Origin of the sequence: uncultured Aquimarina sp. (assembly GCF_947500065.1) — a bacterium.
GTDB lineage: Bacteria > Bacteroidota > Bacteroidia > Flavobacteriales > Flavobacteriaceae > Aquimarina.
The window spans coordinates 286,286-299,890 of sequence record NZ_CANMQT010000002.1 but is presented as its reverse complement, the minus strand read 5'-3'; the positions used below and the strand labels follow the sequence as shown (position 1 = coordinate 299,890).

The following is a 13,605-nucleotide window of genomic DNA, read 5'->3' as shown; positions in this document are numbered from 1 at the left end:
AAATGGTATTTTCGCCCACTATATTTCAATAAATTAAACTTATAATGGCAGTTTTAAATAAAATCAGACAACGTTCCGTTTTCTTAATTGTGATTATCGCATTAGCGCTTTTCTCATTTGTATTAGCGGATTTGATTCGAAATGGAGGAGCTATTTCTCAAAAAGCGGCAAATACAATTGCTACAATAAACGGGAAAGAAATTGATAGAACTGATTTTGCAAAAAAAGTTGAAGCAGCATCTAGGAATTTTGGATCCAATGGATCTAATCTACAGACAGTAAACTATGTTTGGAATCAGGAAGTTAGACAAATAGTTTTTGACGGACAGTTTGAAGAACTAGGAATTAGAGCTGGTGCTGATCAAGTGAATCAATTACTAGAAGAAGGATTGGCTAATAATCCAACTTTTCAGAATGATGCAGGTGTGTTTGATAAAGCAAAAATGCAAGAATATGTTGCTAGTATCAAAGAGAATCCTGTAGCATATCAACAATGGAGAGATTATAAAATTTCTTTAGGTAAAGGTGCTTTAGAGCAAACATACCTTAATATGATCAAAGCTGGAGTTGGTGTTACACTTAAGGAAGGTGAATTAGCATATAAAATGGAAAATGATGTAGTGGATATTAAATATGTTCAACTTCCGTTTTCTGGAATAGAAGATTCAGAAGTTAATGTTTCGGATGCTGAAATTCAGGCGTATGTGGATAAACATTCAGAATTGTACAAGGCTGAAGCTTCAAGAAGTATGAGATATGTGTTCTTCAAAGAAGAACCAAGCCAAGAAGATGAAGATGAGTTAACTGCAGAAGTAGCTAAAGATGTACAAGCATTAAAAGTTGCTGAAAATATTGAAGAATTTATAAACCTGGATAAAGGTTCTGCACTAAAATATAACGACCGTTTTGTATTTAAGAAAAATTTACCAGCATCTGTAGCAGATACATTATATAATCTTCCTGTAGGAGAAGTTTTTGGACCTTATAAAGATGGAAAATACATAAAGATATCTAAGATTGTTGCTCAGAAACAACTTCACGATTCATTGAAAGCGAGTCATATTCTTGTCTCTTGGAAAGGTTTAGGTACAGCAGGAGATACTCAACGAACAAAAGAAGAAGCTAAAGTATTAGCTGATAGCTTATTATCTGTTGTTAAAACTGATAAAGCTCAGTTTTTAACATTGGCAAAAGATTTTTCTGCAGATACTTCTAATAAAGATAAAGGAGGAGATTTAGGTTATTTTGCTCCTGGAGCAATGGTGCCTGCTTTCAATGACTATATTGTTGATAATAATGTTGGAGATATGGGAATAGTAGAAACTGCTTTTGGATACCATATTATAACTGTCGAGGATAAAAAGAATGAACAGAAAGCGATAAAGGTTGGTACTATAGCTAGAGAAATTGAAGCTAGTGAAAAAACGATAAATGCTATATTTACGGAAACTACAAAATTCCAGATCGCTACAAAAGATGCTGATTTTGCAGAGAAAGCTAAAGAAAATGAATATACTATTCGTCCTGTAAATAAGATCAGTGAATTAGCAGAAAATGTTCCTGGACTTGGTTCTCAAAGAACTTTAGTGCAGTGGGCATTTAAGGAGGAAACTAAGGTTGGTGATGTAAAACGTTTTGATGTTACTGATGGATATGCGGTTGTGCAGTTGACAGCAAAAGCTTCTAAAGGAGTACAAAAAGTAGCGGATGCTAGCGCTTCTGTAAAGCCTATTCTTATTAAAGAGAAAAAAGCAGAAATTCTTAAAAAGAAAGTTTCAGGAAGTACCTTGGCAGATATTGCTAAAAATCAATCTCAAACAGTGAAAACTGCATCTGCTTTGAGTATGAAAACTCCTACTATAAGTGGAGCTGGAACAGAGCCTAAAGTGGTTGGAGCTGCCTTTGCTTTAGAAATTGGTGAAATTTCTGGGCCAATTGTGGGTAGTAATGGAGTATATGTAGTAGAAGTAACTAAGAAAACACCAGCTAGTGGTTTAGATACATATATGAGTTATGCATCACAAGAATCGAAGACGCAGGCTAATGCAGTTAATTCTAAAGTGTTTAATGCACTAAAAGAAGCGGCTGAAATAGAAGATAAAAGAGCTAATTTCTATTAATAAACTAGAAGAGTTAGATATAAAAAATCCTGAAGATGTGTCTTCAGGATTTTTTTATTTATAAATATTACTTTTTAATGCTAACCTCTCACCTTTTGCTCCCATTTCCAAGCAGAGGATAATGCTTCATCTAGATTTCTTTGAGATTTCCAGCCTAGTTCATTATTGGCTTTGTCAGTATTGGCATAAGCAGCTGTGATATCACCCTCTCTTCTATCTACAATTTTGTAGTTCAATTTTTGTTTAGATACTTTTTCAAAAGATTTTATCACTTCTAATACAGAACTTCCAGTTCCCGTTCCAACATTAAATACTTCGTAGTTAGTTGTGTTTTTACTATTTAAAAGACGTTGTAACGCAACTACATGAGCTTTTGCCAAATCAACTACGTGTATGTAATCCCGAATACAAGTTCCATCTTCTGTAGGGTAATCGTCACCAAAAACAGAAAGTTGTTCTCGAAGTCCAATACCTGTCTGGGTAATGAATGGAATTAAATTTTGAGGAACTCCTATAGGGAGTTCACCAATTTCTGCAGAAGGATGTGCTCCAACGGGGTTGAAATAACGTAGAGCAATAGCATGTAAGTTTGATTTTACTTTACACGTATCACGTATGATTTCTTCTCCAATTTGTTTGGTATTTCCATACGGAGATTCTGCAGCTTTTACCGGTGCATTTTCAGTAATTGGTAGTTCATCTGCCTGACCATAAACGGTACACGAAGAACTGAATATAAAATTGGTTTTATCTTTTTTCTGTAACTCTTGCAGAATATATATGAGTACATTGATATTATTTTCATAGTACAATAATGGATTTTCTACACTTTCACCAACAGCTTTTGATGCTGCAAAATGAATTACACCATTAATATCAGCATGACGAGTAAAAAAATCTTGAACCTTACTTTTTTCCCTAAGATCAAATTTCTCGAAAATAGGTTCTTTTCCTGTAATTGTACTAATGCCTTTTAATACATCTACAGAAGAGTTAGAGCAGTTATCAATAATAACAACTTCATATCCTACATTTTGTAATTCTACTACTGTATGTGATCCTATAAACCCCAAACCACCAGTTACCAATATTTTCATTTTTTACTTTTTAAGAGTTTTTTGATGTGAAGTTGTAAAGTTAATAATCCCTGGTATAACTTAACTAAAAACAGATAAAAACATACCCATAGTAATTATCAGAATATTAAATACGTACTGATTACCAAAATAGTAATGAGTGTTCCGGTTATTAAGGCATATTTCCAAGGAGTTGTATCTATCGCTTCCGTCGTGATAGGAACATATATATCTGTTTTTGGTTTTATCATTCCTATGATAAGCATAATAACCACATTAATTACGAATAAAATTCCCATAATATGCAAGAAATGCGGGTACGCCTCAGCTTTAATAATGGCTAGTTGATCGGGATCCGTAATGCCTGTGCTAATGGCTTCAGATAATGCTTCACTAGTAAAATGAGGACCTAAAACAAGTAGGCTTATCAAGTACATAAGAACTCCAGCAATTAAAACTATCTTGGCTCCAATGGCAGGTACTTTCTTTGTTAAAATACCAATAACTACTACTGCCAGAATCGGGACACTTAGACTTCCTAATGCTTGCTGTATATAAGAAAATAATCCTTCTGGGGCATTAGCGATAAATGGCGCAATGGTCATAGAAATTATAGCGATAACCAATCCAAATAATTTCCCAGCTTTTACGGTCTGAAGTTCATTCGCATCAGGCTTAAAAAATTTCTTATAAAGATCAAACCCAAAAAGTGTTGCACTACTATTCAATAAACTATTGAATGAACTTAAAACTGCTCCAAAAAGCACAGCGGCAAAAAAACCAAGCAATGCAGGAGGGAGTACTTTGCGCACGAGTTCTGGATATGCTTGATCTGCTGAACTTAGGTCGCCATTAAATACATTCCAGGCGATAATACCAGGTAGTACAACGATTACAGGAATTAAGAATTTCACAAAGGCAGCCAGCATCATTCCTTTTTGCCCTTCTTTTAAACTTTTTGCACCAAAAACACGTTGTAATATAGATTGATTCGTTCCCCAATAATACATTTGTGCTATCATCATTCCCGTAAAAATAGTTCCTAGTGGTATAGATGAAGTAACTCCTCCAGTGACATTAAACTTATCTTGATTTTCTGTCCATAGGGTGTTAATACCATGCATCATACTCCCATCACCAATTAACTTTAATCCAAAATATGGAATTAATAATCCACCTATTAATAATCCTATAGCATTTATAAGATCTGATACAGCTACAGCTTTTAGGCCTCCAAAAATGGCATATATAATCCCTATCAATCCAATGCTCCATACGCAAAGCCAAATGGTAGCGGATTTAGACCAACCTAATAAAGATGGTAAATCAAACATAGTACTAAAAGCTAAGGATCCGGAATAGAGAATTGTAGGTAGCAATACAATGCTAAATGCAATTAAAAATAACACAGATAAGATCGCTTTCGTATTTTCGTCAAAACGTTTTTCTATAAACTCAGGAATTGTAGTTATACCTCCTTTCATATATTTAGGAAGTAACCATATAGCCGTAAATACCATGGCAATAGCTGCTAATGTTTCCCACGCCATTACAAGAATTCCTTCCGTAAATGCTTGTCCATTTAGTCCTACTATTTGTTCTGCAGATAAATTGGTAAGAAGCAATGAACCTGCGATGGTAATTGCACCAAGACTCCTTCCTCCTAGATAGTACCCATCAGCAGACTTTTCATCAGTATCTTTTGTCTTCCACCAGGCATATATTGCTACTAATAGTGTGAACCCAATAAATGAAATTATTCCCATAGTTGTAAAGTTTTTTATTAATAGCGCCCCAAAAAGTTTTTATTTTTAAGCAATTTCATGTTCGTAATAGGTAGAAGCGTCTTGTAATAACAAATCAAGGTATTTGTTTTCATTTTCCAAACGATGTTCATCCCATCCTAAATATTTTATTAGATCTTCTTGAACCATAGAACGATAGTGTCGAACACTGGCAATGTCAAAATATAATCTTCCTGTTCTTCGTACAAAAAAATCAGCTAAACCATTGATCATCTCATGATGTACTCCATACCAGACTTCTGATCGTATCAGTTTTTCTTCGATAGAATCGTTTAAGAAATAACTTGCTTTATTGATAATGGTATCTGCTTGTTTGCCATACGTGGTGGCCAAATACCAACCATAATATTCATCTTGTATCCCGATATCTCTAAGTTGTTGATTAACTTCTTCTAAATATTGATCGACTTCTTGAGTATCTTTTAAAGGATCACTTGTTAGCGGTATATTTTGAGTATATGATTTTGAAAATTGCTCTCTTTTCTTATCACTCATTGTTTTTAAAACAGCATCAATAACTCTTTGTGCCATTTTGCGATACCCTGTAAGTTTCCCTCCAGCTATAGAGATCAATCCAGTTTTAGAAACAAAAATCTCATCTTTTCTAGATAATTCTGAAGGATCTTTGCCATCCTCATGGATTAATGGCCTTAAACCAGCCCAATTAGATTCAATATCATCTGGAGTAAGATTTACAGTAGGAAACATGTTATTTACAGCATCTAGCAAGTATTTTGAATCTTCTTTTGTGGCGACCACACGATTTAAATTAGAACTATAATTGGTGTCTGTTGTGCCGACATAGGTAGCGCGTCCTCTCGGAATTGCAAAAATCATTCTTCCATCAGGAACATCAAAATAGATAGATTGTGTAAGTGGAAAACGTTCTCTGGAGAACACAATATGTACGCCTTTTGTAAGGTGTAGGTGCTTACTGCTCATAGAATGATCCTTTTCACGCAATAGATCCACCCAAGGACCTGCAGCAGAAACATAGTTTCGAGATTTTATAATAAATCTTTTTTGAGAATTGTGATCTAGGCATTCTAGACTTTTAATTTTTCCCTCATCATCATAATTAAAAGTGGTCATCTCACAATAGTTGATAATATTAGCTCCATAAGAAGCTGCTTTTTTCAAAAGTTCTACAGTAAGTCTGGCATCATCTGTACGATATTCTGCATAATATCCTCCCCCAGTAAGTTTGCTTTTATTTAATAAAGGTTCTTTGGCGATTGTTTCTTCTACGCTTAACATTTTTCGTTTATCATCTCCTTCTACATTCGCAAGAAAATCATATACTTTTAGCCCAATAGCAGTCATCATTTTGCCATATGTTCCTCCTTCTATGAGAGGTAGTAACATCTTTTCTGGAACTACCAGATGAGGAGCGAGTTTATGAACCATTGCCCGTTCACTTCCGGATTCTTTTACCAAAGCGATTTCCATTTGTTTTAGATAACGTAATCCGCCGTGAATAAGTTTTGTGGATTTATTACTCGTTCCTGATGCGAAATCATTTTTCTCAACAAGACATACTTTTAGTCCTCTGGAAGCAGCATCTAATGCAATACCAGCTCCGGTTACCCCGCCTCCAATAATGATTAAATCATATTTGGTTGTTTGAGCCCGTTGTAATTGTCTGTCACGATCGAGTATCGAGAAACGAATTGGCCCTTCTTCTTTTACGGAGAGCATAGTTGCGTTGGCCGTTTTTGTGCGCTCTACAGCTTCCTGCCATCCGCTATATTTTCGATTTCGTTGATGCTCTGTAATTTTGGGTTTGAATCTGGTATCAACAATTCTAATTTTTGAGATATCCTTTTTGGTCCAAACCCCAGCTTTTATTCCTGCCAGGAATGCAGCACCAAGTGCTGTTACTTCTAACATTTTAGGTCGATCAACTTCTACATTAAGAATATCTGCCTGAAATTGCATTAAATAGTTATTAGCAGATGCTCCGCCATCTACTTTGAGTTCTTTCATAAGTTTACCGCTATCTTCTACCATTGCATCAAGTACATCACGGGTTTGATAGGCTAGGGCATCGACAGTAGCTTTTATGATTTCGTTTTTTCCAGAATCTAATGTTAGTCCATATATGGCTCCTTTAGCATTCATGTCCCAATGTGGTGCACCTAAACCTGCAAATGCAGGAACTACATATAAACCTTCAGAAGAAGGAGTAGATGTACAAATTTCTTCTGTTTCAGAAGCTTTTGATATTACTTGTAATTTATCTCGTAACCATTGTACTGAAGCACCTCCAACAAAAACACTGCCTTCTAGAGCGTATTTGATTTTATCATTAGGGAGACTGCAACATAAAGTAGTTAATAAACCATTCTTTGACTGATACGCTTTTTTTCCAGTATTTAATAATAAAAAACAACCTGTTCCGTATGTGTTTTTAGCGATTCCCGACTTATATCCTCCTTGACCAAATAATGAAGCTTGCTGATCACCAGCTACTCCATATATCGGAATTTCATTCCCTTGATATAAAATACTTCCAAAATCCGACGAGGAATGTTGAACCTCTGGAAGCATTGCCTCAGGGATGTTTAATGCTGTTAACATTGTCTTATCCCATTCTAGTTGTATAATGTTATACAGCATCGTTCTAGAGGCATTAGAATGATCTGTAAGGTGTTTAGTCCCATTTGTAAATTTCCAGATGAGCCAAGTATCGATGGTACCAAATAATAACGCTCCTTTTTCAGCTTTTTCTCTGGCACCCGCTACATTGTCTAATATCCATTTTAATTTTGTTCCTGAAAAGTAAGAGTCTATTACGAGTCCGGTATTTTTAGTGACATAATCTTCGAGTCCGGCTGCTTTAAGGTTTTCACAAATTTTCGAGGTTCTCTTGTCTAACCAGACAATTGCATTGTGTATGGGTTCTCCTGTGTTTTTATCCCAAACTACAGTCGTTTCTCTTTGGTTAGTTATGCCAATTCCGGCAATTTCATCAATGGATATCTTAGATGTGGATAATACTTCTTCAAAGACTTCCTGTTGATGTTTAAAAATCTCAAGAGGATCGTGCTCTACCCATCCCGATTTAGGGTAATGTTGGGTTAATTCTTTTTGAGAAATGCCACAAATGATACCTCTATTATCAAAAATGATAGCTCTGGTACTCGTCGTGCCTTGATCAAATGCTATAATATATTTTTTACTCATTAGAAGGTGTTAAGCTTTATTGCTAGATATTTTTTCGTAATTATCTTAAAAAAGAAGATGTTTTGTAAGATGTCAACCATTTATTTATAAATATCTAAATTATTAAAGCAATAGAAAAAATAATTACTAATTAAAAAAAATGTAATCGTTTGTATTATTTTTTTATGTGCTTGGTGATCATTTTTATTGTTTTTAGAAAAGAATTCAAGTTCCTGTATTTTTTTCTAACCTAATTAATCCACAAGGAGGGACTTTTATTTGAACAACCCCGATGAGAATCATTAAGTTACATTCTGTCACCTTTTTTCCGGTACAATCATAAGTAGTAGAATGGTATGCTCCATAATTTTTAGTACTACTTACTATAATTTTAGCATCCGATTGTCCGTTGATAATATCTATTTGATGTGTTTTTTCTTCAAAATTGATTACATAATTATCATACAATCCTATAATTGTGAGCTCTTCTGAAGAGGATTTAAGGATAGGGTAATTAGCCAAAGGTTTATGAGGAGTAAACTTTCCATTTAAAAAAACATTAGCGTGATTTCTCCAATAGAGTGTGTAAAAGCGAATCATAGATAACTCATCTTCTGTTGCTTTTTGTAGTAAAATGGAAAGTTGTGGAACTCCGAACAAGGTGTTCACTAATTGTAATGCTTTTATCTCTAGAGGCTCTTCTCTATGGTAGGTGAACATATCACTATGAACAGCAGTATTTCCACAAAGCATTTTGATATCAGCAATGCGTACTCGATTCATGGCAGAATCTCCAGGACAATCAAACGCTCTAAACATATTGCCATATTTACGCATGGCAGGACCAGTATATTTCTGACGAAATTCAATTACAACATTAGGTTTAATGGCGTGTAATGAGCTAATTATGTCGGTCATTAAACGATCTACTGCCAGATTTACTGAGGAGTAATCCCTTCCGTCTTCTTTTGTTAGTTTAGTACTGGGATACACTTTAAATTCGTCTATAAAATCAAGTTTGAACCCATCAATTTTCCATGTGGTTAATGCGGTTACGTATAAACTGATAAGGTAGGATCGTACTTCCGGATATCTTGGATCAAATACTGGAGCCCAACGATGTTCTTCAGTAAGAAACTTGTCCTTAAATTTCTTGTAAGCTTTGGATTTTTTTCCGCAAAAAGGAACAGAATACCATAACGCTAATTTCATGCCGGTTTTATGAACTTCATTAACGAAGCCTTCCATATCAGGAATTCTTTCGGGATACCAATCTCCAGTGTAATCGTACCCTCTGTTTTCATCTTTTGTTTGCCAACCATCATCAAGAATGATCAATTCGTATCCTAATGTAGAAGCGATTTTGCATTCTTCAAGGAGGTCTTTAATATCCAGTTTTTGATGAAATTGATACCAAGTAGAATATACAGGTACTTTTGCTAAATCTGGAACAATAGCAGGAGTGAGGTTTTCAAAGTTTTCCCACCATTTCCCTACATTTTTAAGAGATTCTGAGAAATGCTGATCCCTTTGATCAATCCTTAATTGAGCGTTATAATTTGTTATGGAATGATGTCTTTCCGTAAAAAAAGAAATGTGGCAATAAATACAATTATCTTCTTCTCTATATAAGGCGTTTAGCTTTTTTGTGTTTATAGCATCCGAACAAGCAAAGGTTATTATATTACTATCATCATGACCAAACAATGAAATCACAGGAGAATCTACAGAAATTCGAGATTCCATATGATCTAATTCCCAGTCATCCATGATTCTTTTTGCAAAATCTGTGGTCGGTTTCCAAACACCTTTTACATTAACTGCAGGAATTTTCCATTTAAAAGTGACTTTTTGAGGTTGGAATTCTAAGTCTGAAGAAAAATTAATATTGTAAATGGAAACTCCGTTATGTTCTTCGAGCAAAGAGATGTCAACCTGAAAATCCTCTGATTCCTTTAGCACCTCTATATTGCAAGTAATTGCTTCTTTCATGCGTTTTTTATTCTTTGATATTTTGGCAAAATCAATTGTTTGCCAAAACATGGCTTTTTTTATCGTTTATCTTGTGTACGATGATACTATCATTGTTTTGTGTTGCAATAATTAATTTTTCATTGTGCTTATTTTCGACTGAGACAATGTGATTCGATTGTTTTGGTACTAAAAAGCCACTTTCGCTATTTTTTATAGGAATGAATCCATTTTTTGTTCCTTTTAAATAGATTCCAACCATTGCATCATGTCTTCCATAATTGGCTTCGGCAGAATAATTATTACCTACAATCAGGACATCTTTAAAACCATCAAGATCCCAATCTCCAACCAGAAAATCATTGATAGGAGATGTCTGACAAACTTGAGGTAAATGAATAACTCTAAAAGTGTTATTACCTATGTTTTCTGCATAAATTGATTGGAATATATGAGCGCTGAGGGTTTCAGTTTTTAGATTTTTGATATTTAGTAATTCTTCAAAACTAGCTTTAGAGAATTTGTCATAGGTAGGATATACCTTTTTTAAGCTTACCAATTGTTTCATGATATCATCTCTAGTATGAATAGGTTTTAGAGAAGTTCCGTCTGAAGTTTCAAAATATTGAGCTAAAACAGGATCAATACTACCGTTACCGTCAAAATCTTTTGTGTAGATATATACAGGTTGATTAGGAATTGGCTTTATGAATCCATTGATTCCTTGATTTCCTGCAAGTATATCTTGATCCCCATCATTATCAAAATCTGCCATGGTAATATTATTCCACCAACCAGACATGTTTATTGGTTTTCCTTCCGCGTCCTGCCAATGTATTGGGATTTCTTTTGCACTGTCTTTTTTAATGTCATATATACTAATAGGCATCCATTGTCCGACTACAATAAGCTCTTTAGTATTGTTATTGTTGATGTCTGCCCAAACCGCATCTGTTACGATTCCTGGAATAGAAAATGAGATCTTATCGTTTACGGATAAGTTTCCTTGTTGATTGGTTATTATATAACTTGGAGTAGAAAGAGGATATTTACCTGGTGATACACCACCACCAATAAAAATATCTTGATATCCATTAGAATCTATATCATTGGCGACTACACAGCTTGTATTTGTTTTAATTTTGGAAATGTTATTGTTTTCAATTTTAGAAAACAATCCTTTTCCATTGTTACGATATATTCTATCCTGAAGTAATTCTTCGTTGCGTCCTGCATCTGTTCCTCCACTTCCAACATATAAATCTTTATCACCATCATTATCTAAGTCAATAAATAAAGAAGCGGTGTCTTCGTACATAGCATCAAATTCTTGACTAGGTTGGTAAGTTCCGTTATCAGCTTCAGTAAAAAGGAAACCAGGCTTGCCTTTACTACCTCCAATAAAAATCTCATCACCTTCCATATTATCAAGATTGCTCGATGTAATGCAAGGCCCCGAAGCATTAAATTGATGACTTAACAAAGATTGTATGGCATAGTCATTTAGATGATTTTCTTGATGTGAGTATGAGAAGATGTTTTTCCCTTTTTCAAAAAGGAAACTATTGTTTTTTTTCGATTTCTTTATTGAAGATTTCTGATGATTGATAGTGAGAACTTGGTTGGAAGAGACATTTTTCAATTTTGAGATGTTGCCATCTGGCCAAGTTACTAGTAATGAATCCGCTTTTTTTGAGTGTATTCCAAAATGAATAATAGGTTCAACGGATGATAAATATCCTTTAACAATTGACTGATATTGTATTTGTTTGATGCCGTTTTCCCATAAGGTGATTTTTGCACCTATTCCATTTTTGTTTTTAAGAGTACCTCCTAATTGTACTCTCAAAAAGTTTTTGCCAGTATCAGAAGTGTGATTTTCTAAAATAAAAGCTGGACTATTAATATTATTTACGATGAGATCCAGGTCGCCATCCATATCTAAATCAGCATAAGCAGAACCATTAGAGTATGAATTTAGATTTTTAATCCATTGAGAGGAAACATCTTCAAATTGAATATTTCCACTATTCTGAAACATTACATTTGGAAGATGTATCCCTGGAAGTTTTTCGACCAAGTTTTTGAATTTTTCATTTCGAGCTTTTGGGGTTCCAAAGATGTTATTCTGTTGGGAGTAATTGACAAAATCTAAATCCGTAATGTCTTTTACATAACCATTAGTGATATAAATATCTTTGTTTCCATCATTATCATAATCCGCTATAAGTGGAGCCCAACTCCAATCTGTACTGGCAATACCTGAGGCAAATCCAATTTCTGATGCGGGTATTATTTGGTCATTAATAAAACCATTGTGCAGTTGTAAGGTGTTATGAATATATTGAGGAGTGTACCCATTTCTCTGAGACAATAAATATTTATCATAATTATTGGAACCTAACATTTTCTTTTGGCGTTCATAATCTTTCGGAAGCATATCTACTACCAGAATATCGGGTAAAATATCATTATTGATATCTGCTATGTCAACGCCCATGGCATTATAGGTTTGTTTTGATAGAATTTGTTGATTGATTTCATCAAAACCGAGATGCAGTCCATTAGCATCAATACCTTTGTTAAGGTATAATAAGTCATTAGTTATAAAATCATTACTTACATAGATATCAGGTAAATTGTCATTATTAAAATCATTTATAGCTACACCTAACCCGAATCCTTTATGAATAATACCTAAACTATCGGAAACATTAGAGAAGTATATTTGATTGGTACTCTCTATGGTTTTGTTTTCTAATAAATAATCTGATAGATGTACTGGAAGGTATTTTTTAGGAATAGGTGCGTTTCTGTCTCTTTTAGTATTGCCATTATGTACAATATAGGCATCAAGGTCACCATCGGTATCATAATCAAAAAATAAGGTTTGTTGACTGTAATTTCCATCATCTAATCCATAAGTTGAAGCTTCTTCTTCAAAAGAAGGGATGCCTTCATCATTAACTCCTTTATTTATAAATAATAAATTATTACAATCATTATTACAGTTTGCGCCACCAACATTAAGATAGATGTCATCTAACCCGTCTGTGTTGATATCAATAATGCTCACCCCAGTAATCCACGTGTTTGTTTCAAAATTGGATGTAACCGAGACATCTTTAAATTTTAAATTTCCTTGATTTAGATATAATTTACTGGATACCTGATTTCCTGTAAAAATAATATCAGGTAAGCCGTCATTATTAAAATCACCTATGCCAACTCCTCCTCCATTATAACAATATTGAAAATCGATGACATTAATTTGATCATTTTCTGTAATCGTATTTTCAAAACTAATGTTGGAGTGCGATTGTGGTATAAATGTAAAGAGGTGATTTTCTCCTACCTGATTTTTACAATTAGATAACAAAAGAATTAGCGTTATATATATAAGAGTTTTTTTCAAAAAAAGATAGATTTAGAAAATTTTCAAAACCAAGCAAACCCAGGGAAAAGTTT

Annotated in this window: 6 protein-coding genes; 1 reads left to right on the top strand and 5 read right to left on the bottom strand. The window is 34.1% G+C overall.

Annotated elements, in window-relative coordinates; genetic code table 11:
- Positions 1 to 44 precede the first annotated feature (44 nt).
- A complete protein-coding gene (locus Q0975_RS06820; protein ID WP_299434682.1) occupies positions 45 to 2,120 on the top strand; it encodes a peptidylprolyl isomerase in 2,076 nt (691 codons plus the stop codon).
- Between the two features lie 80 nt (positions 2,121 to 2,200).
- Here the strand turns inward: Q0975_RS06820 and galE are convergent, their stop codons facing one another.
- From galE to Q0975_RS06795, 5 genes are all read right to left on the bottom strand, one after another.
- Positions 2,201 to 3,217, bottom strand: coding sequence for a UDP-glucose 4-epimerase GalE (galE, locus tag Q0975_RS06815; RefSeq protein WP_299434681.1), 1,017 nt, complete (start codon positions 3,215 to 3,217; stop codon positions 2,201 to 2,203).
- Positions 3,218 to 3,315: 98 nt separating this feature from the next.
- Entirely contained in the window at positions 3,316 to 4,962 is a 1,647-nt protein-coding gene (locus tag Q0975_RS06810; protein ID WP_299434679.1) for a solute:sodium symporter family transporter, read from the bottom strand.
- Positions 4,963 to 5,007: 45 nt separating this feature from the next.
- The gene (glpK, locus tag Q0975_RS06805; protein ID WP_299434677.1) at positions 5,008 to 8,187 is read right to left on the bottom strand and encodes a glycerol kinase GlpK; all 3,180 of its coding nucleotides are present in this window, start codon (positions 8,185 to 8,187) and stop codon (positions 5,008 to 5,010) included.
- 204 nt (positions 8,188 to 8,391) lie between these two features.
- Entirely contained in the window at positions 8,392 to 10,209 is a 1,818-nt protein-coding gene (locus Q0975_RS06800; RefSeq protein ID WP_299434675.1) for a glycoside hydrolase family 36 protein, read from the bottom strand.
- The gene (locus Q0975_RS06795) at positions 10,190 to 13,552 is read right to left on the bottom strand and encodes a VCBS repeat-containing protein (RefSeq protein ID WP_299434673.1); all 3,363 of its coding nucleotides are present in this window, start codon (positions 13,550 to 13,552) and stop codon (positions 10,190 to 10,192) included. Before Q0975_RS06795 ends, Q0975_RS06800 begins: the two co-directional genes overlap by 20 nt.
- Positions 13,553 to 13,605: the final 53 nt, after the last annotated feature.